Source organism: Polaribacter cellanae, assembly GCF_017569185.1.
Classification (GTDB): Bacteria; Bacteroidota; Bacteroidia; order Flavobacteriales; family Flavobacteriaceae; genus Polaribacter; species Polaribacter cellanae.
Map to the genome: position 1 here is coordinate 3,142,868 of NZ_CP071869.1, position 26,245 is coordinate 3,169,112.

21 protein-coding genes, 1 pseudogene and 2 riboswitches are annotated in these 26,245 nt (G+C 31.6%); of the genes and pseudogenes, 18 read left to right on the forward strand and 4 right to left on the reverse strand.

Translation table 11 applies throughout. The features are described 5' to 3' along the window. Nucleotides 1-39: 39 nt before the first annotated feature. Nucleotides 40-411 (forward strand): hypothetical protein, encoded by a 372-nt coding sequence (locus J3359_RS14110; RefSeq protein ID WP_208077511.1) that lies wholly within the window; start codon nt 40-42, stop codon nt 409-411. A gap of 163 nt (nt 412-574) precedes the next feature. Here the strand turns inward: J3359_RS14110 and J3359_RS14115 are convergent, their stop codons facing one another. Then, nucleotides 575-988, reverse strand: coding sequence for a DUF4890 domain-containing protein (locus tag J3359_RS14115; RefSeq protein WP_208077513.1), 414 nt, complete (start codon nt 986-988; stop codon nt 575-577). Nucleotides 989-1,348: 360 nt separating this feature from the next. Between J3359_RS14115 and J3359_RS14120 the strand changes: the two genes are divergently transcribed. Together J3359_RS14120 and J3359_RS14125 are read left to right on the forward strand one after the other, a co-directional pair. Next, nucleotides 1,349-2,992, forward strand: coding sequence for a mechanosensitive ion channel family protein (locus J3359_RS14120; RefSeq protein WP_208077515.1), 1,644 nt, complete (start codon nt 1,349-1,351; stop codon nt 2,990-2,992). Next, complete coding sequence (locus J3359_RS14125) at nt 2,989-3,966, forward strand: endonuclease/exonuclease/phosphatase family protein (protein ID WP_208077517.1); 978 nt, start codon at nt 2,989-2,991, stop codon at nt 3,964-3,966. Before J3359_RS14120 ends, J3359_RS14125 begins: the two co-directional genes overlap by 4 nt. 26 nt (nt 3,967-3,992) lie before the next feature. On the opposite strand, the pseudogene J3359_RS14130 reads toward J3359_RS14125, so the two are convergent. The 3 genes and pseudogenes from J3359_RS14130 to metK form a co-directional block, all read right to left on the reverse strand. Then, nucleotides 3,993-4,340, reverse strand: a pseudogene (locus J3359_RS14130) (tRNA-dihydrouridine synthase family protein); the annotation flags it as partial. A gap of 120 nt (nt 4,341-4,460) precedes the next feature. Continuing rightward, complete coding sequence (locus J3359_RS14135) at nt 4,461-6,953, reverse strand: zinc-dependent metalloprotease (protein ID WP_208077518.1); 2,493 nt, start codon at nt 6,951-6,953, stop codon at nt 4,461-4,463. A gap of 163 nt (nt 6,954-7,116) precedes the next feature. Beyond that, nucleotides 7,117-8,373: a methionine adenosyltransferase gene (metK, locus tag J3359_RS14140; protein ID WP_208077519.1), complete on the reverse strand. Its 1,257-nt coding sequence runs from the start codon at nt 8,371-8,373 to the stop codon at nt 7,117-7,119. A gap of 523 nt (nt 8,374-8,896) precedes the next feature. Continuing rightward, nucleotides 8,897-9,006: riboswitch (SAM riboswitch) on the forward strand. A gap of 113 nt (nt 9,007-9,119) precedes the next feature. On the opposite strand from metK, the gene J3359_RS14145 reads away from it, so the two are divergent. From J3359_RS14145 to cysM, 15 genes are all read left to right on the forward strand, one after another. Beyond that, a complete protein-coding gene (locus tag J3359_RS14145; RefSeq protein WP_208077520.1) occupies nt 9,120-10,394 on the forward strand; it encodes an O-acetylhomoserine aminocarboxypropyltransferase/cysteine synthase family protein in 1,275 nt (424 codons plus the stop codon). Nucleotides 10,395-10,482: 88 nt separating this feature from the next. Next, nucleotides 10,483-13,884, forward strand: a complete 3,402-nt coding sequence (thrA, locus tag J3359_RS14150) for a bifunctional aspartate kinase/homoserine dehydrogenase I (protein WP_208077521.1) — start codon at nt 10,483-10,485, stop codon at nt 13,882-13,884. Nucleotides 13,885-13,956: 72 nt separating this feature from the next. Beyond that, nucleotides 13,957-15,123 (forward strand): O-succinylhomoserine sulfhydrylase, encoded by a 1,167-nt coding sequence (locus tag J3359_RS14155; protein WP_208077522.1) that lies wholly within the window; start codon nt 13,957-13,959, stop codon nt 15,121-15,123. A gap of 30 nt (nt 15,124-15,153) precedes the next feature. Continuing rightward, nucleotides 15,154-15,567, forward strand: coding sequence for an RrF2 family transcriptional regulator (locus J3359_RS14160; RefSeq protein ID WP_208077523.1), 414 nt, complete (start codon nt 15,154-15,156; stop codon nt 15,565-15,567). Between the two features lie 236 nt (nt 15,568-15,803). Next, nucleotides 15,804-16,067, forward strand: a complete 264-nt coding sequence (locus J3359_RS14165) for a DUF2061 domain-containing protein (RefSeq protein WP_208077524.1) — start codon at nt 15,804-15,806, stop codon at nt 16,065-16,067. After that, the gene (locus tag J3359_RS14170; protein WP_208077525.1) at nt 16,067-16,681 is read left to right on the forward strand and encodes a phosphoadenosine phosphosulfate reductase domain-containing protein; all 615 of its coding nucleotides are present in this window, start codon (nt 16,067-16,069) and stop codon (nt 16,679-16,681) included. Before J3359_RS14165 ends, J3359_RS14170 begins: the two co-directional genes overlap by 1 nt. A gap of 9 nt (nt 16,682-16,690) precedes the next feature. Beyond that, complete coding sequence (gene cysD / locus J3359_RS14175) at nt 16,691-17,596, forward strand: sulfate adenylyltransferase subunit CysD (protein WP_208077527.1); 906 nt, start codon at nt 16,691-16,693, stop codon at nt 17,594-17,596. A 66-nt stretch (nt 17,597-17,662) separates the two neighbouring features. Then, nucleotides 17,663-18,910, forward strand: a complete 1,248-nt coding sequence (locus J3359_RS14180) for a sulfate adenylyltransferase subunit 1 (RefSeq protein WP_208077529.1) — start codon at nt 17,663-17,665, stop codon at nt 18,908-18,910. 104 nt (nt 18,911-19,014) lie between these two features. Next, nucleotides 19,015-21,117 carry a ferredoxin-like domain-containing protein gene (locus J3359_RS14185; protein ID WP_208077531.1) on the forward strand — a complete coding sequence of 701 codons (2,103 nt, stop codon included), beginning with the start codon at nt 19,015-19,017 and terminating at the stop codon, nt 21,115-21,117. A 168-nt stretch (nt 21,118-21,285) separates the two neighbouring features. Then, nucleotides 21,286-22,095, forward strand: a complete 810-nt coding sequence (cobA, locus tag J3359_RS14190) for a uroporphyrinogen-III C-methyltransferase (RefSeq protein ID WP_243766023.1) — start codon at nt 21,286-21,288, stop codon at nt 22,093-22,095. A 19-nt stretch (nt 22,096-22,114) separates the two neighbouring features. Then, nucleotides 22,115-22,690, forward strand: coding sequence for a precorrin-2 dehydrogenase/sirohydrochlorin ferrochelatase family protein (locus J3359_RS14195; RefSeq protein WP_208077535.1), 576 nt, complete (start codon nt 22,115-22,117; stop codon nt 22,688-22,690). Between the two features lie 76 nt (nt 22,691-22,766). Continuing rightward, nucleotides 22,767-23,822, forward strand: a complete 1,056-nt coding sequence (locus J3359_RS14200; RefSeq protein ID WP_208077536.1) for an NAD(P)/FAD-dependent oxidoreductase — start codon at nt 22,767-22,769, stop codon at nt 23,820-23,822. Nucleotides 23,823-23,998: 176 nt separating this feature from the next. Beyond that, nucleotides 23,999-24,331, forward strand: a complete 333-nt coding sequence (locus tag J3359_RS14205) for a 2Fe-2S iron-sulfur cluster-binding protein (protein ID WP_208077538.1) — start codon at nt 23,999-24,001, stop codon at nt 24,329-24,331. Between the two features lie 8 nt (nt 24,332-24,339). Further along, nucleotides 24,340-25,095: a serine O-acetyltransferase EpsC gene (epsC, locus tag J3359_RS14210; RefSeq protein ID WP_208077540.1), complete on the forward strand. Its 756-nt coding sequence runs from the start codon at nt 24,340-24,342 to the stop codon at nt 25,093-25,095. A gap of 1 nt (nt 25,096) precedes the next feature. Next, a complete protein-coding gene (gene cysM, locus J3359_RS14215) occupies nt 25,097-25,990 on the forward strand; it encodes a cysteine synthase CysM (RefSeq protein WP_208077542.1) in 894 nt (297 codons plus the stop codon). 115 nt (nt 25,991-26,105) lie between these two features. Beyond that, nucleotides 26,106-26,242: riboswitch (SAM riboswitch) on the forward strand. Nucleotides 26,243-26,245: the final 3 nt, after the last annotated feature.

Genomic DNA, 26,245 nt, shown 5'->3' on the forward strand with positions numbered 1-26,245 from the left:
TGCTTTATCTTTGACTGAATAATTTTAAAATAATTAATAATGAAAGCCCATAAAAAAGCAGGTCTATTTGGAGCTATACTAGTATTATTATTCTTTTGTTACGATAGCTATCACATTATTAGAATAAGTGAAGGTTTAAGTTTCGAAGAGTCTCTATTACCTGAACTTAAAATCCTGTTTTCAAATACTATTTTATTTATTGCACCTGCAGTTGTATTGTTTTTAATTGAAGATTTTAAACAAAAATATATTTTTACAGCTTGGTTGTATCCAATTATACTTGGGTTGGGCTTAGTAAATGTTCTAATTTCTAATGATGCATTAGCAGCTGGATTGCCAATGGTTCTTTTAGTTTTTCCTGCCTGTGTAATCTTAGCAGTCTTGTATTTTTTCTTGAGAGAAAAAAAATAATACAATTTCTGCATTAAAATTACCATAATAAAACACGCTTTTTTTCTCTTTAATTTGCCTAAATTACTTCCTGAATCTCCGTAAATTAAGTGTGAGCCTGATATATTTGTTAAAATAAAACCCGATTTTCAATTAAGAAATCGGGTTTTTATCAATAAATTAATCAACCAAAGCTAAAATTATTTTCTTCTGTTTCTTTTTTTTGCATTTTTTCGAACTTCTCAAACTGTTCTTTGTTTAAGATTTCTTTCATACTATTTCTTGTAGCAATTTGGTTGTCTAACATTTTGCTTTTTACAGCATAAATTTGGTTTGCAGTTGGTCTTTTTTTTTCTTTTCTAGCTTTTTTTCTTTTTTCTATAAGAGCTTTTCTTTCTGCCATCTTTTTAGCAATAATAGGTTTAATTCTATTTTGCTGTTTTTCAGATAAGTCTAAAGCCAAGGTCATTCTTTTAATGGCTAAATTTGTATGTTGTTTTACACTTAATTGTGGTCTTTCTTGTTTTCTGTTTTTTTGTGCTTGTGTTGCAAAAGTAACTGAGAAAACCAAAACTAAAATACTTGCTAATTTTTTCATATTTTATAAATTTTAATGTTATTTTTTATACTACTAAGACCTTCAGAAAGAAAAAAGGTTTAACAGTATGTGTTTAATTAATAGTTGTTTAAGTTTTTTTTATAAAAAAAGCCCAGATTCAATTAAGAATCTGAGCCTTATCAATAAACTAATCAATCAATCCAAAAAAAATTAGTTACTGTTTCTTTTTTTGTTTTTTCCTTTTGTGCTCTTTTTACATTTTTTACGATTGAGCAGAAAATGTAACTGCTAAAACCAAAATTAGTATGCTTACTTTTTTTATTTATATTTCTTTGACTCATAGAAAATGAAAAGGTTTAAATTTGCAAAATCGATTAACAGTTATTTAACAAATTAGTGATGCGTAACCTATTTTTACTCTTATTTTTTATTACAACTTCTTTAGTCTCTCAAGAACAAGAAAAGGATTCCATTAAAGTAGATTTGAGCAATCCACATGCGACTATTTATACACATTTGTATTTCTTACAATCCGATTCTTATGAGCCCAAAAAAGCAGCAAAAACTATTCTAGGTCTTTCTGAGGAAAAAGCCATAGAAAAAGCCATAAAAATTAAGCAAGTTTTAGATGGTAAGGGTTTGTATGTCGATTTAAATAGAGTTCCTACAGGCAATAATTATAAAGACACTATTGGTTATTCTTCTTATTACAGATATGTAATATTTCCAGAAAGAATGCCAGAAATTTATGTCGAAAAAATAGGAAGTAAATGGTATTATTCTTCGGAAACTGTTGCTAAGATAGACAATTTGTACAAAGCAACTTTTCCATGGTACATTCAAAAATTGCAAAATCTAATTCCTGTTGCTGGGCATAAAGAATTTTTAGGGGTAGAATTATGGCAATTTGTAGCTTTGTTACTACTCTTAGGAATCTCTTATATTGTTTTTTTAATTACAAAAAAACTGGCCTTTTTTGTTTTACAAAAAGTAAAATATCTAATTAATAAAACAACTAATTTAAAAGTAGATGCTGTACTTAAAAAACTAGCTCATCCTATAAGTTTGCTTTTAACAGTGGCTCTTATCGATAAAGTTTTTCCGTCTTTACAGTTTAGTTTAGAAACAAACACTTGGGTGTTTTTGGCTTTAAACATTGCAAAAACGGTATTTTGGATTTACGTTTTCTTAAAATTAGTAAAAGTAGCTATGGAAATTTATGCCGAATTTACAGAAAGAACACACAGTAGATTAGACGATCAATTAGTACCTATTGTAAATAATTTCTTTACAGGTTTAGTTATTGTACTTGGTATTTTTAAATTGCTTACTTTGTTTGGTGTAAATGCAACCACAATTTTGGCAGGAGCAACTATTGGAGGTTTGGCAGTTGCTTTGGCATCCCAAGACACCGTTAAAAATCTCATTGGAACTTTAATGATTTTTCTAGACAAACCTTTTCATATAGAAGATTGGATAGAAGCAGGAGAAGTGGTTGGAACTGTCGAAAAAGTAGGTTTTCGATCTACAAGTGTTCGTGCTGCAGATACCTCTGTCTATAAAATACCAAATAGTAAATTATCGGAAATTGTTATTAATAATAAGGGTTTACGCTTGTTTAGACGATACAATACCAACTTAGGTTTGCGTTATGACACGCCACCAGAATTAATTGAGGCTTTTGTAAAAGGAATTCGCGAAATTGTAATAGCGCATCCAGAAACAAGATCCGATTCTTATAATGTAGAATTTACCGGTTTTGGAGACTCTGCATTGTTAGTAATGGTAAACGTTTATTTTAAAAGTTTGGCTTGGGGTGTAGAGCAATCTTCGAAACATAGATTGCATATTGCCATTGTAAAATTGGCGAAAGAATTAGGTGTCGATTTTGCATTTCCATCTACCACAGTTACAATCGAGCAGTTTCCAGAGAAAAATGGACTGTTGCCAAAATACAATACAGATAAAGAGAGAATCGCCAATTCTATTGAAAAGGTATTGACAGAATTTACGAATGAGAATCTAACACAATCTAATAATTGAGAAAAGTTTTAAAATATTTATTTCGGGTTTTATTATTGTTGATAACTGCTTTGCTCGTATTTTTCTTTTGGGCATCATCCGCAACTTTAAACGAGAAAGAATATTCAAAGTTAATTTTAAATACTTATGATGAAGTTGTCGCAAACGATTCAATTTTTAGTATTGTAACCTACAATATTGGTTATTTAAGTGGAATGACGAATAACCTTCCTATTTTTAAACCAAAAGAATTGTTTGATAAAAATTTAGAAAAAGTTTTAGCAGAAACCAAAAAGCTGAACCCAGATATTTTAGCATTTCAAGAAATAGACTACAATTCTAAGAGGAGTTACTTTGTAAATCAGCAAAACGAAATTGCAAAATTGGGTTATAACTATGTAGCTCAGGCTATAAATTGGGACAAAAATTATGTTCCTTTTCCTTATTGGCCAACAAAAATGCATTTTGGAAAAATTGTTTCTGGACAATCTATTCTTAGTAAATATCCTTTAAAAGAACACAAAAGAATTGTTTTAGAAAAAGTGTTAAGCGCAGCATTTTACAGAAAAGCTTTGTATTTAGAACGCTTGGCACAAGTAGTAAAAGTAACTTTAAATAAGCAAGAAGTTATATTGATAAATGTGCATTTAGAAGCTTTCGATAAACAGACAAGAGTCAATCAGTTTGAAGAAGTTTTAGAACTATTCAATAATTATAAAGAAGAATATCCTACTATTTTATTAGGTGATTTTAATTCTTTGGCAAGAGATAAAAAAGGAATCATAAAAAAAATGTTTTTACAAAAAGGTGTTGGAAATGCAGCTTTTAATAAAGAAAATATTGAAAACACTTACGATTCTAAAAATGCTTTTGAAAGAATCGATTATATTTTTTACACCAAAAATACCATAGAATATATTTCAGGAAAAGTGTTGATAGAGTTTGGTGAATCTTCCGACCATTTGCCTGTAGAAATGAAATTTAAGTTGAAGTAAAAAAAAGTTTTATAATCACCTTTTGCTTCCTTAATAATCTCTCTTACTGCAATTTTACATGCTTTTACGTCTTTTGCTTTCTTAATCTTTTTATAGGTTTTCTGAGGATTGGAAAAACTTTTAGAGAAGTATTCCCAAAAACCAAGCATCTTCATTTTAATTGGAGTGGATCCATAAAGTGTAGCAGCATATTGCTCAAAAATTTGGTGGTGAAATTCCTCGAAAATATCAAATCTGTTTTTGGGGTATTCTGTCGAGTTATTTTTAATCATATTGGGTAAAAAAGGACTTGCAATTAGGCTTCTACCAATCATCCAATGATCTATTGAAGGAAATTGTTCCTGTAACTTTTTAAAGGTATCCACAGAAGTAATACCTCATTTTGTGTTTGCTGTTACCTAGATTCAAAAGCTAGTGCAAGTTTTTGATAGGATTGTGTAAAATAAAAAACCTCATCAATTAAGATGAGGTTCTTCAATATAATTTATAAGAATTTATTTAGGATCTAAGATTGCATCAATTCTATCTACAACATCTTGTAAGTGGTAGCGTGTAAGTGTGTTACCTCTGTTAGAAGCTGCTTTAACATCTCTTCGTAAACGCTTTAGTTCTCCTCTTGCAACAGATTTCACGTCAGATTGATTTACGTTAATTCCACTTATTTTTAAGTATCCACGATTAATTCCTTTCTGACTTCCTGCTTTGTTTAATAAATAATCTAATCTATCTAAATGTGCTCTTTGTAAATTTCTTCTATAAGTATCTATAGAACGTCCAGAGTAAATTTCACTCCAAATTCCTTTACGAACATCTCTCATCATATTTACCAAAGTATATGCAGATGATCCATTTAAAGTTTCATTCTCGATCATTCTAGCCATTCTTCCAGCGTCTAAAATGTTATTAAGAGTTCTTGCTTGCATACTTCTAACTCTTTCAACAGAACCAGAAAATTCAGTTTTGCTAAAAATGTTTTCATCTAACATCCATTCTGGAGTTTTAAATAATTCATTAATAACAAATTGTAAAGCTTCTTTTTGTTTTGCTTTAGGGACATAAGTATAAACAGCTCCTGCTTGGTCAGATGCTTTAAAGTTTTCATAAACACCACCAATATTTGCAGAAACATGCCCCATGTATCTATTAAACTGACCTAATAATTGACCATACATTGTAGATAACTCGTCGTAATTTTCTCCTTTTTCAGAAGTCCATTCTTCCAATCTCGGTAAAATTCTTTTTAAGTTTTTAATTCCATACATAGAAGCTTTTATAGCATCGTCTCCTAAATCTTCTGTTTGAGAACTTGGATCTACAACACCAGTTGCTTGTTGGTGTCCAAAACGATACATTGGGTCTCCAGCATGTTTTAAAATCCAACCATCTAAAATTTCTTTTTCATCTTCAGCAGACTTGTCTAAAATGGGTCTATAGCCCCAAGAAATTGCATACTTATCGTAAGTTCCAATGTTAGGCATTAAAGCAACTCCTTTATCTTCTGGCTGTGCTATATAATTAAAACGAGCATAATCCATAATAGATGGAGCTGTTCCGTATTTTGCAGTAAAACTTGCAGAGCGTAAAGAATCTACAGGATATGCAGCAGAACTTCCCATGTTATGTGGCAGTCCTAAAGTGTGCCCTAATTCGTGAGAAGAAACGAAACGAATTAAACGACCCATTGTTTCTGTTTTAAAATTATTTCCTCTAGCATCTGGATTAATTGCTGCTGTTTGGATAAAGAACCAGTTGTGTAATAAAGACATTACATTGTGGTACCAGTTAATGTCTGATTCTAAGATTTCTCCAGAACGTGGGTCACTTACGTGAGGTCCATTTGCATTTGGAATAGGAGAGGCTAAGTAACGAATTACAGAATAGCGTACATCTTCTGGGCTGTATTCTGGGTCTTCTTCTTTTGTTGGAGCTCTTTTTCCTATAATTGCATTTTTAAAACCAGCCGCTTCAAAAGCAACTTGCCAGTCGTTTACTCCTTGTATAATGTATGGAACCCATTCTTCTGGAGTTGCTCTATCTACATAATAAACAATTTGTTTTTTGGGTTCTACCAATTCTCCTCTTTTAAACTTTTCGATATCTTCGTCCTTCACTTCTAAACGATATCTGTCTAAATAAGTAAGCGTTTTACTTCTTTGATCTTTTAAACCATAATCTGTTTGTCCACGAGTAAACCAACCAACTCTTTCGTCGAAATAACGACGTTTCATTGGAACTTTTGGTAATAAAACCATAGAGTTACTCATTTCTAAAGTAATAGAACCTAAAGCAGAGTTTGATGGTGCTTTATTTGCAAAGTAAGTTTTTATGTGTCTTACTTCGATGTTTTTAGGGTAACTACTAACTCTTTCGATATAAGATCTAGAATTGTCTAAACGACTCACTTGCATGCTTTTTCTAGCTTTCGCAGGAAAACCTAGAGGTTTAATATCTGAAGTAAATAATTTTGTAACATCTATAACTGTTGCTGTAGAATCTTTGCTAAATGCTTTTATTGGAAAAGAAAATAAGATTGGTTCTAAGTTCGAGTTTACAACAGCTTCATGTACAGGTAAAATAGTGTCTGCAACAACGTTATGAGAAACAATTCTTAATAAAATATTTTTATTTTTTTTCTCCCAACGTAATACTTGGGTATTTGTTTTTCCTCCACCAAAACCAATTCCACTAGCAGTTTTAGCAATTCTTGTTACCATTAACATTTCTCTTCTTAAAAGAGAATCTGGAATTTCGAACAAGTAAGTTTGGTCTTTTGTATGCACTTTAAACAAACCATCGTCTGTTTTGTATTCTTTCGTAACCACCTTTCCATAAGGTTGAATATCACCTTTTTTAGGATTTGACTTCGGTTTTTGAGCTGTTTTTGCAACTTGTTTCTTCTTTTTCTTCCAAAATTGAGCGTTGGTTTCAGTAGAAGAACCGAAAACAAAAGCAACCAGAAGAAAACTGGTTAGTACTTTTTTTGTCATAATAAATTTGATTAAAATTATAGTCTTCGAAGTTACGCAAACTCTTATTCGAGAAATCTTAAACTTTTGTTAAAGAGAATTGATGATTTATATTAAATTTTAAGCTTAAAAAAAGCCTTTAAAAAATAAATTTTAAAGGCCAAATTTTATTTTTAAACAAGAATTACAAATTAAAAATTTCTTTTACTTTATCTACATAATCTAACTTCTCCCAAGTAAACGTTTCTACTTCCCTAGAAACTGTTTCTCCCATTGGATTTGTAAATGTTACAGTTTTAATTTCTGGAGTTCTTCCCATGTGTCCATAAGCAGCAGTTTCCGAATAAATTGGTGTTCTTAATTTTAAACGTTGCTCTATAAAATACGGACGCATATCAAAAATAGTTGCTACTTTTTTACTGATTTCTCCATCTGTTAAATTAACATTAGCAGTTCCATAAGTTTCTACATTTATACTTGTAGGTTTTGCAACACCAATTGCATAAGAAACTTGTACCAAAACCTCTTTACAAAGCCCTGCAGCAACTAAATTTTTAGCAATATGTCTTGTAGCATAAGCTCCAGATCTATCTACTTTACTTGGGTCTTTCCCAGAAAAAGCACCTCCACCATGAGCTCCTTTTCCTCCATAGGTATCTACAATAATCTTACGGCCTGTTAAACCAGTATCTCCATGAGGTCCACCAATTACAAAAATACCAGTTGGGTTTATGTGATAGGTAATATTATCTGTAAATAATTTTTGAATATGAGTAGGTAATTTTGCAACCACTCTTGGAATTAAAATTTCAACAATATCTTTTTTAATTTTTTCTAACATCACAGCACCAGATTCGTTAAAATCGTCATGTTGTGTAGAAATTACAATTGCATCGATTCTTTGTGGCACATTATCGTCTGAATATTCAATAGTAACCTGACTCTTAGCATCTGGTCTTAAGTACGTAATGTCTTTATTTTCTCTTCTTAAAAGAGCCAATTCAATTAACAATCTATGAGACAATTCTAACGCCAAAGGCATGTAATTTTCAGTTTCATCAGTAGCATAACCAAACATCATTCCTTGGTCTCCAGCACCTTGTTCTTCTGGGGAAGATCTATCAACTCCTTGGTTAATATCTGGCGATTGTTCGTGAATTGCCGACAAAACTCCACAAGAATTTCCATCGAACATATATTCGCTTTTAGTATAACCAATCTTATTAATTACTTCTCTTGCAATTTGTTGCACATCTAAATAAGTTTTAGATTTTACTTCTCCAGCCAAAATAACTTGCCCTGTTGTAACTAAAGTTTCACAAGCAACTTTACTATTTTTATCGAATGCTAAAAAATGATCAATTAAAGCATCAGAAATTTGATCTGCAACCTTGTCTGGATGTCCTTCAGAAACACTTTCTGACGTAAATAAATATGACATAATATTCTTTCTTTTAATGTTGAAAATAGACCTCAATATTTACAATACTGAGAATTTTTTTTAAATGAATTTTTCTGTTTTTATGCTGAAATAATTTAGTAAAACAGGAGACTAAAAATAAAAAGTTGATTGCGTAGTCGCTATAAGAAGTAGATAATTACTGCTTTAGCATTTTATCCTGAACTTGTTTCAGGATCTTTTAAATAAGTATCCTAAATTAAGTAAAGGGTGCTGAAACAAGTCCAGCACAAGAGGTTGCAATCAGTTCAAATTTTTCCTCTTAATTCTAATGCAAAGTTACATTATAAAATGAAATAGCAACATTTTTTAATGATAATTATTTTTGATGACAACATCAATAAATCAATTTTAGAGAACAAAAAGTACTGTTTTTATAGAATAAAGAATATAGCATATTCCAAAATGCGAAATCAACATAAAATAAAAATAAACCACTTTTTATTTGGATATTAAATTTTTCTGAACATATATTTGCACTCACAAAGTTCAATAACTTATTGAAATGTTATCAAGAAAGGTGGAGGGATTAGACCCATTGAAACCTTAGCAACCCTTTAGAAATAAAGAAGGTGCTAAATTCTACTCAATTATTTTTAATTGGATAGATAACAAAAAAGAATTTTCTCATTCTGGAAATTTCTATTTTTCTTAATAACATTTTTCTAATAATAACATCATAAAAAATGATGTATTTGACTTATTTATTAACTCAAAAAAATAGAAAAATGAGTACACACAAATTAGCAACAAACGCGTTGCACGCAGGACACGATGTAAAATCAAATGGAGGCACAAGAGCGGTTCCAATTTACCAAACATCTTCGTATGTTTTTAACAATTCGGAACACGCAGCAAACCTGTTTTCGTTAAAAGAATTAGGTTTTATTTACACACGCTTAAACAACCCAACCAACCAAATTTTACAAGATCGCTTGGCAGCTGTAGAGGGTGGAATTGGAGCCGTAGTTTTTGCATCTGGAACTGCAGCAATTGCAACAGGTTTATTAACACTTTTAAAAGCAGGAGACCATATTGTAGCTTCTAGCAGTTTGTATGGTGGAACTTACAATTTATTAAGTGTTACGTTACCAAGATTCGGAATTACAACAACATTTGTGGATGCTTCTGAACCAGAAAACTTTGGTAAAGCAGTTAAAGATAACACAAGAGCATTTTTTGTAGAATCTTTAGGAAACCCGAAATTAGATGTGTTGGATTTAGAAGCAATTTCAACACATGCAAAAAAAGCAGCAGTACCTTTTATTGTTGATAATACAGTTGCAACGCCTGTTTTATTGAATCCGATTAAACACGGAGCAAACATTGTAATTCATTCGTTAACAAAATACATTGGCGGACAAGGAACGTCTCTTGGAGGCGCAATTATAGATGCTGGAACTTTTAATTGGGCAAATGGGAAATTTCCTGAATTTACAGAGCCTTCTGCAGGTTACCATGGCTTAAAATACCACGAAACTTTAGGCGCAGCATCGTATACTTTTAAATTAATTTTAGAAGGATTACGTGATTTTGGTGGTGCTTTAAGTCCTACAAATGCGTTTAACATCATTCAAGGTTTAGAAACTTTGCCTGTTAGAATTCAAAAACATTCAGAAAATGCGTTGGCATTAGCAAAATGGTTAGAGCAACAAGACGAAGTAGCTTGGGTAAATTATCCTGGCTTAGAAGGTAACAAATACAAAAAATTAGCAGATAAATATTTACCAAAAGGACAAAGTGGAATTGTAACTTTTGGGGCAAAAAAAGGTTTTGAAGCAGCAAAAGCAATTGCAGATAAAACAAAAGTATTTTCTTTATTAGCAAATATTGGAGATACAAAATCGTTGATTATTCACCCAGCAAGCACAACACATCAACAATTAGATGAGGCTGCAAAAGCAGGAGCAGGAGTAAGCCAAGATTTAATTCGTTTGTCTGTTGGTATTGAAGATTTAGAAGATTTAAAAGCAGATTTAAAAGCAGCTTTTTCAGAAATATAGTAAGAATGTCTGTTCGAGCGCAGTCGAGAACTTAAAACCTTTCGACTGCGCTCAAGGAGACAAATAATTTAGCTTAAATAAATAAAGATTGAAAGATAAACTACAACATATTAAAATTAATAATTTTACCACAGAATTAGGTGCAAAAATTGCAGAAATCAATTTAAGTTACCATGTTTTTGGTCAAGATCTAGGCACTGCACCTGTAATTTTAATCAACCATGCGTTAACTGGAAACAGCGATGTTGCTGGTGAAAATGGTTGGTGGTTAAATATTGTTGGTAAAGACAAAGCTATAAATACAGCTGTTTATACCATTTTGTCCTTCAATATTCCCGGAAATGGTTTTGATGGGTTTTTAATTGAAAATTACAAAGATTTTATTGCAAGAGATATAGCCAATATTTTTTTAGAGGGATTAAAAAAATTAAAAGTTGAACAACTTTTTGCCTTAATTGGAGGCTCTTTAGGTGGTGGAATTGCTTGGGAAATGATTGTTTTAAATAACAAAATTACGCAGCATTTTTTACCAATTGCCACCGATTGGAAATCTACAGATTGGTTGATTGGAAATTGCCAAATTCAGGAACAGTTTTTAGTAAACTCTAGCAATCCTGTACACGATGCAAGAATGCACGCGATGTTGTGTTACAGAACGCCAGAATCTTTTAAGGCGCGTTTTAAACGTTCTAAAAAAGAAAACTCAGATATTTTTAATGTGGAAAGTTGGTTGTTGCATCATGGGAAAAAATTACAAGAGCGCTATCAATTAGCTTCTTATAAATTAATGAATCAATTATTAAAAAGTATTGATGTTACTAAAAATGGAGATAAAAATATAGATATTTTAGACCAAATTGAAGCAAATATTCACATTATTGGTGTGGATTCCGATTTGTTTTTTACGGCAGAAGAAAACAGAGAAACACATAAAAAATTAGCTTTAACAAAAGCAAACGTAACGTATAACGAAATTAATTCTGTGCACGGTCATGATGCATTTTTAATGGAATATGACCAATTACAGAAAATTATAGAACCTATTTTCAATAAAGATTATAGCACAAAAAAGATGAAAATATTAAAATTTGGAGGAAAATCTTTAGCCAACGGAAAAGGATTGGAGAATGCCATAGAAATTATTCTTAACAAACACAAAAACGGAGAAAAATTAACTTTAATTGCTTCTGCAAGAGGAAATACGACAGACGAATTAGAAAACTTGTTGGCATTAGCTTCTCAACAGAAACCCTATTTAGAAGCGTTTGATGCTTTTAAGGAATATCAATTAAAACCGAACCTAAATTTAAATTGTACACAAGAGTTTTTAAAATTGGCAACAATTTTTGAAGGTGTTTATCTTTTGGGAGATTATAGTGAAAAAATTAAAGATGAAGTTTTAGCACAAGGCGAATTATTATCAGTAAAATTAGTTGCAAGTTTATTGGAAGAAAAAGGAATTTCAGCAAACCCAACAGACGCAAGAAAATTAATTATTACAGACGATAATTTTGGAAATGCACAGCCAATTTCGGCAGTTTCTTCGGAAAATGTAGTATCTTATTTTAAAGAAAATTCTGATACAATTAATGTGGTAACAGGTTTTATTGCAGCTAACAAAAAAGGAGAAACCACCACTTTAGGTAGGAATGGAAGTAATTATACAGCCGCTTTAATTGCCAATTATTTAGATGCAGATGAGCTTCAAAATTATACACATGTAAGTGGAATTTTTACGGCAAACCCCGATTTGGTTTCAGATGCAAAGAAAATTGAACAATTATCGTTTTCAGAAGCAAATGAATTGGCAAATTTCGGAGCAACAATTTTGCACGCAAAAACCATTATTCCGTTATTAGAAAAGAACATTAATTTACGTATTTTAAATACATTTCATAAAGAGGATAAAGGAACGTTAATCACATCAGAGTCTTCAACAAAAGGAATAAAATCCATTTCTACCATTAACAATGTTGCCTTATTAAATTTCGAGGGAAGAGGTTTGCTGGGTAAAGTAGGTGTAGATGCACGAATTTTTAGAGCTTTAAGTGATAAAAATATTAGTATTAGTATTATTTCTCAAGGTTCATCCGAAAGAGGAATTGGTTTAATTATCGATGCCAACAGAGCAAACGAAGCTGTTTTAGCCTTAGAAAAAGAGTTCGAAAACGACTTTTATTCACAAGACGTAAATCAAATTTCTATTGTAAATAATGTGGCTGTAATTTCTATTATTGGGCAAGATTTAAGCGAATTTCATTTACCTTATAATGCCTTAATTAAAAACCAAATTGTTCCTGTTTTATTTAACAATACCATCACAGGAAAAAATGTAAGTTTGGTCGTAAAAAAAGAACAATTACACAAAGCTGTAAATGTAATTCATGGTCAAGTTTTTGGAGTTGCTAAAAAAGTAAATATTGCCATTTTTGGAAAAGGTTTGGTGGGTGGAACGTTAATTCATCAAATTTTAGAAAATGCAGCTTCTGTTTTAGAAAGAAGAAAAATTCAGTTGAATGTTTTTGCAGTTGCCAACTCTAAAAAAGTACTGCTAAACAAAAACGGAGTTTCCAAAAATTGGGAAGAAGATTTAGTATCAAAAGGACAAGAAAATATTTCTGTAAATGCTATTATTTCGTTTGCAAGAACACATCATTTAGAGAATTTAATTGCGGTAGATAATACAGCAAGTGTGCCATTTGTAGCCAATTATATTCCGTTAATAGAAGCAGGTTTCGACTTGGTTTCTTGTAATAAAATAGCCAATACGTTGTCTTTTGATTTTTATAAAGAATTAAGAAGAAAATTAAAAGAATACAAGAAACAATACTTATACGAAACCAATGTTGGTGCAGGGTTGCCTTTAATTGATACCATTCGTTTGTTGCACGAATCAGGAGAAAATATCACAAAAATTAGAGGCGTTTTCTCTGGAAGTTTAAGTTATTTATTCAACACGTTTTCTAAAGAAAACAAACCTTTTTCTGAAGTTTTACAAGCCGCAATTAATGCAGGTTTTACAGAGCCAGACCCAAGAGAAGATTTAGGTGGAAATGATGTTGCCAGAAAATTACTAATTTTAGCAAGAGAATTAGAATTGGAAAACGAGTTTGTAGATGTAACTATTCAGAATTTAATTCCAGAAAATTTAAGAGAAGGTTCTGTAAGCGATTTTTTATCTAATTTAGAGGCGTTGAATGAAGAATATCAGCAAATAAAAGAAAATCAAAAAGAAGACCATGTTTTAAGATATATTGGAGAATTAGGAGGAGATTTATCACAAGAAACAGGAAATTTAGACGTAAAATTGGTATCCGTTTCTAAAAGTTCTCCTTTAGGTTCTTTAAAAGGATCTGATGCAATTTTTGAAATTTATACAGAATCTTATGGAGAACAACCCATTGTAATTCAAGGAGCAGGAGCAGGTTCTAAAGTAACAGCCAGAGGCGTTTTTGGAGATATTTTAAGATTAGCGAAACATAATAATTAAAAAAAATAATAGTTTTTAGTTGTTGGTTATTAGTTAAAACTACCAACAAAAAACGACCAACCACCAACTAAAATGAAAAAACATTTCGAAACAGAAGCCATTAGAAATCAGACAGAAAGAACACAATTTTCTGAACATTCTACACCATTATATATAACATCGAGTTTTGTTTTTGACGATGCAGAAGAAATGCGCGCTTCCTTTGCAGAAGAAAAACAGCGTAATTTATACAGTCGATTTACAAACCCAAATACAACAGAATTTACCGATAAAATTGTACAAATGGAAGGAGCAGAAGCTGGTTATGCTTTTGCAACAGGAATGGCTGCAATTTTTTCAACATTTGCAGCTTTGTTAAATGCTGGCGATCATGTGGTATCTTGTCGTTCAGTTTTTGGTTCTACACACAGTATGTTTACCAAGTTTTTGCCAAAATGGAATATAGAAACCTCTTATTTTAAAGTTGATGAAGTAAATTTGGTAGAAAGTTTAATTCAACCAAACACCAAAATTTTATACATTGAAACACCTACAAACCCTGCTGTAGATATTTTAGATTTAGAACTGATTGGCAAAATTGCTAAAAAACACAATTTAATATTCATTGTAGATAATTGTTTTGCAACACCTTACATTCAACAGCCCATTAAATTTGGAGCAGATTTAGTGATTCATTCAGCCACAAAATTAATAGACGGACAAGGAAGAGTTTTAGGTGGCGTAACTGTTGGAAATAAAGAATTAATGCGAGAAATTTATTTATTTGCAAGAAATACTGGTCCAGCAATGTCTCCTTTTAATGCGTGGGTTTTATCAAAAAGCTTAGAAACGCTGTCAATTAGAGTAGAAAAGCATTGTGAAAATGCCCTAAAAGTTGCGCAGTTTTTAGAGAAAAATGAAAACGTGCAATTGGTAAAATACCCATTTTTGAAATCGCACCCACAATACAATGTGGCGAAAAATCAAATGAAATTAGGTGGAAACATTGTTGCTTTCGAAGTAAAAGGCGGCATAGAAGCTGGAAGAAAATTTTTGAACAACATTAAAATGTGCTCACTTTCTGCTAATTTAGGCGATACTAGAAGCATTGTTACGCATCCATCATCTACAACACATGGTAGGCTTTCAGAAGAAGATAGATTAGAAGTAGGAATTACAAATGGCTTGGTTCGGGTTTCTGTTGGATTAGAAAATGTGGAAGATATTATTACAGATTTAGAACAAGCATTGAGCGTTTAAATTACAGAAATTTCTGTAAATTTGTTTCTTATGCTATCTAAAAAAACAAAATACGGTATTAAGGCACTTACCTATTTGGCAAAACAGGAAAATAAAAGGCCTGTTCAAATTGCTACGATTTCTAAAAGTGAAAATATCTCTCTAAAATTTTTAGAAAGCATTCTCTTAACGCTTCGTAAAAACGGAATTTTAGGTTCCAAAAAAGGAAAAGGTGGTGGTTATTATTTACTAAAAGAACCATCAGAAATCCAAATGACTTCCATTATGCGAATTTTAGAAGGTCCCATTTCTATGGTGCCTTGTGTGAGTTTAAATTTCTACGAAAAATGTGATGATTGTCCAGACGAAAATGCTTGTGCTGTTCATAATTTAATGACAAAAGTAAGAGATAATACATTAGAAATTTTTAGAAATACTTCATTGGCAGATTTGTGTAAATGCTAATTTTTATTGCACATTTGTTTCTTATTCTCATCAAGTTTATTTTCTGGTCTAATTTTTTAAACTAAATGTTAATTCATTTAGATATTCATAAAATTCTTTTCTAAATTTTACTAATCTACTAATTCTATAGGGTAATTGTAAATTTCTTCTTTTTTATGCTTTGTAGTTTTAAATAATAAAGTATGTTTGCATACCCTATTAATTAAGTAGGGTAATAGAAAAGAAAGTGAATTATTATGATTTTAGATCAGATGATTTTTAATAAAAGTGAAGCAAAAGTAAGTTTCGAACAAGATAAAAGTTCAGAAAAACCTTTGCGAAGTATAGCAAAAGCATTGAGTTGGAGAGTTATTGGAACGTTAGATACTTTAGTGGTTTCTTACTTTTTAACGGGAGAAATAGTGCTGGCAGCTTCTATAGCATCAGTAGATTTTTTAACAAAATTAGTGCTGTATTTCTTTCATGAAAGAATTTGGAACAAAGTAAAATGGGGAAAATAATGAGTTTAGATATTCAAAAAATAAATAAAGAATTAGCGAATAAAAATCCGTTAGATATTATAAAATGGGCAATTTCAATTGCGAAAAACCCTGTTGTTACAACCAATTTTAGACCCTATGAAGTAGCTATTTTAAATGCTGTTACAGAAGTAAAAAAAAATATAAAAGTTATTTGGTGCGACACAGGTTATAACACAGTTCAAACTTATAAACACGCAGAAGATATTATCGAAAAGTTAGCTTTAAATATTAAATTATATGTACCAAAACAAACAGTTGCACATAGAAATGTGGTGTTGGGAGTTCCTTCAATAAACGACAAAAAACACCAGCTTTTTACAGAACAAGTAAAATTGGAGCCTTTTAAAAGAGCTATGCAAGAGCACCAACCAGATCTTTGGTTTACAAATTTAAGAAAAGGGCAAACAGCATTTAGAGATAGTATAGACATCGTTTCACAGAGTAAAGACGGCATTATAAAAGTGAGTCCTTTTTACCATTGGTTAGACGAAGATTTAGATGCGTATTTAAAACAATATAATTTGCCAAACGAGTTTGCCTATTTCGATCCAACAAAAGTAGAAAGTAATAGAGAATGTGGTTTGCATATCTAAAAAAATATTATGAGTCAAAAAACAATACAAGTAGACGCTTTAGAAAGTGAGGCGATTTTTATTTTTAGAGAAGTAGTAGCACAATTCGAAAAACCTGTGTTGTTATTTTCTGGTGGAAAAGACAGTATTACGTTAGTTCGTTTAGCGCAAAAAGCATTTTTTCCAGCAAAAATACCTTTCCCTTTAATGCATATAGATACTGGGCATAATTTTCCAGAAACGATTGAATTTAGAGATCGTTTAACGCAAGAATTAGGTGTAGAATTAATCGTGAGAAATGTGCAAGACAATATCGATAATGGAACTGTAAAAGAAGAAACTGGTAGATATGCAAGTAGAAATATGTTGCAAACAGAAACATTGTTAGATGCCATTGAAGAATTTGGTTTCGACGCTTGTATTGGAGGCGCAAGAAGAGATGAAGAAAAAGCAAGAGCAAAAGAAAGAATTTTTTCAGTAAGAGACGATTTTGGGCAATGGGATGAGAAAAATCAAAGACCAGAAGTGTTTGATATGCTAAATGGAAAAATAGATTTAGGGCAAAACGTACGTGTATTTCCAATTTCTAATTGGACAGAATTAGACGTTTGGTCTTACATAGAAAAAGAAAATATCGAAATACCTTCCATTTATTTCGCACACAAAAGACAAACATTTTTAAGAGATGGTCTTATTTGGTCTGCAGACGATGCTGTGGTTTTTAGAGATAAAGAAGAAAAAGTTGAGGAGAGAATGGTTCGTTTTAGAACCGTTGGCGATATGAGTTGTACAGCCGCAGTTTTATCGCATGCAGTAGATATTGCAAAAGTGGTCGAAGAAATTAGAGATTCTTCCATTTCAGAAAGAGGCGCAAGAATAGACGATAAACGTTCGGAAGCTGCAATGGAAAAAAGAAAACAACAAGGGTATTTTTAAAATTTAGTTGATGGTGTTTGCGCACTCACTAAAAACAATCAACCAATAACAAAAAACCAAAAAAGAATGAACGTATTAAAAATAGCAACAGCAGGCAGTGTAGATGATGGTAAAAGTACCTTAATTGGGCGTTTATTATACGACACAAAATCGTTAACGGATGATAAATTAGAAGCGATTGAAGAAAAGAGCAAACAAAGAGGTTTCGATTATTTAGATTTTTCTTTAGCAACAGATGGTTTGGTAGCAGAAAGAGAACAAGGAATTACCATTGATGTTGCTCATATTTACTTTTCAACAAGAAAAAAGAGTTTCATTATTGCAGATACTCCAGGTCATATAGAATATACCAGAAATATGGTTACTGGTGCTTCAACAGCACAAGCTTCTATCGTTTTAATTGATGCAAGAAATGGCGTTGTAGAACAAACGTATCGTCATTTTTTTATCAATAATTTATTGCGAATTAAAGATGTTGTAATCGCCATTAATAAAATGGATTTGGTCGATTTTTCCGAAGAAAAATACAACATCATTAAAGGAGAGATCGAATATTTAGCGAGCAAAAGCGAATATAAAAATCAGAATTTAACGTTTATTCCATTATCAGCTTTAAAAGGCGATAATGTAGTTACAACATCAGAAAATATGCCTTGGTATAAAGGAGAAACGTTATTACATCATTTAGAAAGATTAGATGCAGAAGATGTACAAGAAGAAACCCAAGCACGTTTCCCTGTACAAACTGTTATTAGGCCAAAAACTTCAACATATCACGATTTTAGAGGGTATGCAGGCAAAATTTATGGAGGAGATTTTAAAGTTGGAGATAAAATAGCTGTATTACCATCGCAAACAAAATCAACCATAAAAAGTATTCATTTTTTTAACGAAGAGTTTGTAAGAGCAAAGAACGGAAGTTCTGTAACCATTACTTTAGAAGATAATGTAAATGTAAGTAGAGGAGATATGTTAGTAAAAATTAATGAAGAACCAACCATTACAAAGCAACTAAATGCTACTATTTGTTGGATGGATTCAGCCCCATTGCAAGCGTCTCAAAAATATTACATCAAACATGGTGTAAATGACGCGCAAGCAAAAATCACTCAATTAAATACAATTATTAAGACCGATTTTTCAGGAAAAATAGAAAATCCATCAGCATTAGAATTGAATCAAATAGGAGATATTCAATTAAAATTAAGCAAACCATTACTGGTAGATGCTTACAATGAAAATAAATCAAATGGGTCGTTTATTTTAATCAACCCAAAAACAAATAATACAGTTGGTGTTGGTTTTATCCGATAAATAAGAATTAAGTACAAAGTAGATAGTATTAAGCAAAGTAGCTTTCTTAATACTTTTTACTTAATACTCAATACTTTTTACTAACTACTCAATACTAAAAAAAAATGCAAAGTTTTAGAACAGAAATAGAGAACCCAGTTGTAGAAAAAGACATTCTGGAATTAAACAGAAAAATTCAACTTTTTAAAGAAGGAGAAATAGACGAAGAGCGTTTTAGAAGTTTACGCTTGGCAAGAGGCGTTTATGGCCAGCGTCAATTTGGTGTTCAAATGATTCGTATAAAATTACCTTTTGGTAGGGTTACAAGTGAACAATTACACAGAATTGCAGATGTTTCAGATGAATATTCTCGTGGAAGACTGCACATTACTACAAGACAAGATATTCAAATTCATCATGTAAGTTTAGATAAAACACCAGAATTATGGGCAAAATTAGCAAAAGATGATATTACCATACGTGAAGCCTGTGGAAATGCTGTTAGAAATATTACAGCATCAGAAACTGCAGGAATAGATATTAACGAACCTTTTGATGTTTCACCTTATGCACATGCTACGTTTAAATTCTTTTTAAGAAACCCAATTTGTCAAGAAATGGGTCGTAAATTTAAAATTTCTTTTTCTGCAACAGATAACGATACTGCTATTAGTTTTATGCACGATTTAGGTTTTATCGCTAAGGTAAAAACCGAGAACGGAATTACGAAAAAAGGTTTTAAAGTTCTATTAGGTGGAGGTTTAGGATCGCAACCAAGACATGCAGATGTTATTTATGAATTTTTAGAAGAAGCTATTTTAATACCAACCATAGAGGGTGTTTTAAGAACTTTTGATAGATTTGGAGAACGTGCAAAAAGAGCCAAAGCAAGATTAAAATTTTTAGTAAAAGATTTAGGAGTTGAAGCCTTTTTAGACTTAGTTGCAGATGAAGTAAATGCGTTAGAAAACAAAACTTTTAAAGTAGATACTTCAGAATTTGAAAAACCTATCGTTTTTCAAGAAATCGAAATTCCTTCTGTAAAAATTGAAGATGAAACAGCTTTTCAAAAATGGAAAGACATAAATGTAATTCAACAAAAACAAAAAGGATTATTCGCCATTGGAATTAAAGTACATTTAGGAGACTTTTATACGCCAAAGGCAAGATTGTTAGCAGATTTGGTTAAGAAATACGCAGCCAATGAAATACGTTTAACCCTAAGACAGAATATTTTAATTCGTCATGTAAGAGCAGCATTATTACCATTCTTTTATATTGAATTACAAAAATTAGGTTTCGCAAAAGCAGGTTATAATTCTGCATCAGATATTACAGCTTGCCCAGGAACAGATACTTGTAATTTAGGAATTGCGAGTAGTACAGGAATAGCCGTAGAATTAGAAAAAGTATTGGAAAATGAGTACCCAAAATATTTAAATAACAAAGAAATCGCCATTAAAATTAGTGGTTGTATGAATGCTTGTGGGCAACACAATATGGCACACATTGGTTTTCAAGGAATGTCTATTAAAGTAGCTAATTTACAGGCACCAGCTTTACAAATTTTAATAGGTGGAGGAATTTTAGGCGATGGAAAAGGTCGTTTTTCAGATAAATTAGTAAAAGTACCAAGTAAAAGAGGACCAGAAGCATTACGTATTTTATTAAATGATGTTGAGAAAAATCAGCAAGAAAAAGAGACTTTTTTAGAATATTACGACAGACAAGGAAAAACGTATTTCTACGATCTATTAAAAGGATTGCAAGACACTACGAATTTAGAATCAAGCGATTTTATCGATTGGGGACATTCAGAAAACTACGTAAAAGCAATTGGAGTAGGAGAATGTGCAGGAGTTGTAATCGATTTAATTGCAACACTTTTATTCGAAAGTGAAGAAAAAATCTCTAATTCAGAAGAAGCTCTAAATGAGAATCAATTTTCAGATAGCATTTATCACACATACACATCTTTGGTAAATACTGCAAAAGCACTATTAATAGCAGAAAATGTAAAAACAAATACACAGGCAGGAATTATTTCTGATTTTCAGAAGCATTTCGTAGATGCTAATAAATTCGAAATAAATGGTTCTTTCGAAGATTTAGTGTATCAAATTAAAAAAGAAGCACCCACCAAAGCGTTTGCAGAAAGTTATTTAAATGATGCAAAATCATTTTATAAAAAAGCAGATGCGTTTAGAACTGTTGAAGTTGAGGGGTAAGAATTTAGTATCAAGTATCAAGTATCAAGACAGAAAAGACTTATGACGTAAGACTTTAAGATTGTTGCGAACATACGTTTGAAATAAATTAGTTAGAAAATGAATAATTATAATAACAAAATAACAGAATCTGTATTTCCTCTAAAGCCTGCATTGAGCGAAGTCGAAATGGGGGATAAAAGGAGGTTATTAACAGTAGTTGGAGCTGGTCCTGGAGATGTAGATTTAATTACATTAAAAGCAATTAAAGTTTTAAAAAAGGCAGATGTTGTTTTGTACGATGCTTTGGTAAACGAAGAATTATTAGACTTTATAAATCCGAGTGCAGAAATCATTTTTGTGGGGAAGAGAAAAGGTTGTTACAGATATCAACAAGAACAAATTAACGAGTTAATTGTTGCCAGAGCAAAAACACATGGGCATGTAGTTCGCTTAAAAGGTGGAGATCCTTTTATTTTTGGAAGAGGAGCAGAAGAAATGGAATTTGCAGCAAGTTTTGGAATCGAAACAGCTATGGTTCCAGGTATTTCGTCTTCGTTGGCAGTTCCTGCATATCAAAATATTCCAGTAACAAAACGTGGAAGCGCAGAAAGTTTTTGGGTAATTACAGGAACTACAAAAGAACATAAAATATCGAATGATGTTGCTTTGGCAGCAAAATCGAATGCAACAGTTGTGGTGTTAATGGGAATGGGAAAATTGCCAGAGATTATCAAGTTGTTTCAACAAGAAAATAAAAACGATTTGCCAGTTGCTATCATTCAAAATGGAACAAGAAGCAACGAAAAAGTAGGAATTGGAACTGTAGACACTATTTTAGAGGTGGTTAAAAAGCAAGAATTAAGCAATCCTGCAATTATTGTTTTGGGAGAAGTTGTAAAACATCGTGAAAAATTATCAGAAATCAAGAATTTTAGAGATAATAACCAAGACAATATCACGCAACCGCAAGAAAGGGTTTTGCAATTCAACGAATAAACAATTACACAATAATATAATGGAACAAAACGAATTATATCCCATTTTTTTAAAAACGAATCAATTAGAAACCTTAATTGTTGGTGGAGGTTTTGTGGCATTAGAGAAATTATCTTTTTTGTTGAAATCGAGTCCGAATTCCAAAGTAATCATGGTTTCTCCATTTTTTAGAGAAGAAACCCAAGAATTAGCAAATAAATTCGAAATAAAAATGATTGTTGATAAATACAATAAAACCTATTTATCAAACAAAAGTATCGTCATTGCAACTACCGATAAAGAAGCTGTAAATATTAAAGTTTACAAAGATTGTAAAGAAAGAAATATTTTGGTAAATGTTGCAGATAACCCTCCATATTGCGATTTTTATATGGGTGGAATTGTAACCAAAGGAAATGTAAAAATTGCGATTTCTACAAACGGAAAATCACCAACAACCGCGAAAAGATTACGTCAGTTTTTTGAAGATGTAATTCCAGAAAACATAGACGATTTAGTCAAAAATTTAAACGAATACAGAAAAACCATCAAAGGAAACTTTGAAGAAAAAGTAGAAAAACTAAACGAATTTACAAAGAGTTTGGTAGAAAAATAAAGTGGTTATTAGCCTTTAGCTTTTTGCAATTAGTAAACGGCTAAAAGCAAGTAGCTAAAAGCAAATTTTTAAAAAGATGATTACAACAGACATACTAATTATTGGAGCAGGACCCACAGGATTATTTACCGTTTTTGAAGCAGGATTATTAAAACTAAAATGCCATTTAATAGATGCTTTACCACAACCTGGAGGACAATGTTCAGAAATTTATCCAAAGAAACCAATTTACGATATTCCTGCCTATCCAGAAATTTTAGCAGGAGATTTAACAAAAAATCTTATGGAGCAAATAAAACAATTTGAGCCTGGTTTTACTTTGGGTGAAAGAGCAGAAACAATTGATAAACAAGAAGATGGTACATTTATTGTAACCACCAATAAAGGCACAGAACACCATGCAAAAATCGTTGCAATTGCAGGTGGTTTAGGGTCTTTTGAACCAAGAAAACCATTAATTGAAAACATTATCAATTTCGAAGACAAAGGAGTAGAATATATCATTAAAGAACCAGAACTTTATAGAGATAAAAAAGTAGTAATCTCTGGAGGTGGAGACTCTGCTTTAGATTGGGCAATTTTCTTGTCCGATATTGCATCAGAAGTTACCTTAATTCACAGAAGAAATGAATTTAGAGGCGCTTTAGATTCTGTTGAAAAAGTACAAGAATTAAAAAATTTAGGAAAAATAAATTTAATAACGCCTGCAGAAGTAAAAGGAATTTTAGGAACCGATAAAGTAACAGGAGTTGTGGTAGAGAAAAAAGGCGAAGATGGTTTTATTATAGATACAGATCATTTTATTCCGCTTTTTGGATTGTCGCCAAAATTAGGTCCCATAGGAAATTGGGGATTAGAAATCGAGAAAAATGCAATCAAAGTAAATAACGCTTTAGATTATCAAACAAATATTCCAGGAGTGTATGCCATTGGAGATGTAAATACGTATCCAGGAAAATTAAAATTAATTTTATGTGGATTTCACGAAGCAACTTTAATGTGTCAAAGTGCGTTTCAAAGAATTTTTCCAGATAAAAAATATGTAATGAAATATACAACAGTAGGTGGAGTAGATGGTTTCGATGGAACAAGAAAAGAAGCACCAAAAGCAGTAGTTAAAGCGATTCAATAATTTTCCGGCAAGGTTTTAAAAACCTTGTAGGTATCTTTTAAAAACTTTTCAGAAAATAGACAAACGAATATATTTAACAATTAAATTATAATTAGTAAAAGACCTCACAGGTTTTTAAAACCTGTGAGGTCTAATCAATCAAAATCCTTATTTTTGGGTTTGATAAAAGAGATATAATGAGTTTAGATGTAAATCTTAAAATAACAGACAGAAATGGCGTAACACACGATATAGTTGCACCAACAGATATGGCAATGAATCTAATGGAAGTTGTTCGTTCGTACGAATTGGCAGAAGAAGGAACCATTGGTATTTGTGGAGGAATGGCAATGTGTGCTTCGTGCCAATGTTATGTAAAATCAAACCACGAATTACCAGAAATGTCTGATGATGAGGACGCTATGTTAGCAGAAGCATTTTATGTAGAAGATAATAGTAGATTGGGTTGTCAGATTCAAATTACACCAGAAATTAATGGTTTAGAAGTAGAATTGGCGCCAGAATCCTAAATTAAAAAATGAAAGAAGTAGCACAAAACGTTTCCGTAGAAAATTATAGCATGTGTTTAAGAGATGCTGTGGAAGTTTTTACCAAAGAATTGATAAATTGCCTGTTTGATAAAAATTATCAGCAGGAAAAAAGTGCGGACACTAAAAATAAATTCTTCAAAATTTTAGAAAGATTAGCTATTAATAATGAAGATTGTTCTTGGATTGCTTTCGAAAATTCATTTCCAGAAATAAGAAGAAAATTAGATTTAGATGCTTTTGCAGCTTTAAAATTAGATCCTGCAGCAAAAAGTTTACGAGAAGTCTATTTAGCATATCCTGGTTTTTATGCAATTGCAGTGTATAGATTAAGCAATCAATTATTAAAACAAGAAATTCCTGTTTTACCAAGAATGATGAGTGAGTTTGCACACAGCACAACAGGAACAGACATTCATCCAGGAGCAGAAATTGGCGATTCGTTTTTTATAGATCACGCAACCGGAATTGTAATTGGAGAAACCACCATCATTAAAAATAATGTAACAATTTTTCAGGGAGTTACTTTAGGCGGAATTCAAGTAAAAAAAAGTTTGGCATCTACAAAACGCCATCCAACCATAGAAAATAATGTAATTATTTACGCAAATGCTACTATTTTGGGTGGAGATGTTGTTATTGGAGAAAATTCAATAATTGGAGCAAATGTGTGTATTACAGAAATGGTTTCCGAAAATTCGGTAGTAACTGTACAAGCAGAAAATAAAATTTTTCAAAGAAATTAAGATGAAAACTAAAAGTATTATAGATTTTGTTGGAAACACACCTTTGGTGGAAGCACAACAAATTTTCAAAAAAGACGGCGTTACTTTATTGCTAAAATTAGAAGGCAATAATCCTGGAGGAAGCGTAAAAGATAGAGCTGCTTATAATATGATTTCTGAAGCTTTAAGAAGAAAAAATATTAAAAAAGGAGATACTTTAGTAGAAGCAACCAGTGGAAATACAGGAATTGCGTTGGCATTAATGGCAAAAGTTTTAGGTGTAAATATGGTGTTGGTAATGCCAGAAAACTCCACAATCGAAAGAGTAAAAACGATGCGTGCTTATGGAGCAAAAGTACACTTAACTCCACAAGAAGATGGTATGGAAGGCTCAATTGATTATGCTTTAAAATTAAAGTATAAAAAAGGTTATTTTAGATTGAATCAATTTGATAATACAGACAATTCCAAAGCACATTACAAAACGACAGGGCCAGAAATTTGGAGAGATACAGAAGGTAAAGTTACACATTTTGTTTCGGCAATGGGAACTACAGGAACCATTATGGGCGTTTCAGATTATTTGAAAGAGCAAAATAAAAACATTACAATTATTGGAGCTCAACCTAAAGATGGAGCTAAAATCCCGGGCATTAGAAAGTGGAAAGAAGAATACTTACCAGCAATTTTTAATGCTTCAAAAGTAGATAAAGTGATAGAAGTAAATGTAGAAGAAGCTACAGAAATGACAAGAAGATTAGCAACTCAAGAAGGTATTTTTGCAGGAATGAGCAGTGGAGGTTCTGTAGCAACAGCAATTAAAGTTGCCGAAAAATTAGACAAAGGAGTCGTTGTTGCAATTATTTGCGATAGAGGAGACCGTTATTTATCATCTTCACTTTTTGAAAAAGAATAATTTACAAACAAGCGAAATAATAAAAGACGATCCTTTGTTAAATTTAGCAACAATAATTCTGCAAATAAAAAAATAATCCGTTTATTTGCAGAATAGTTCATAAACTTATCGATTTACGTTATCACGAAAGGCAGAGGGATTAGACCCATTGAAGCCTTGGCAACCCTTTGCAAAGCAAATGCTGAATTTATTTCAGCATCTTTTTAAAAGAAGGTGCTACATTCTACAAGCTTTAGGCTTGAAAGATAACAGCGA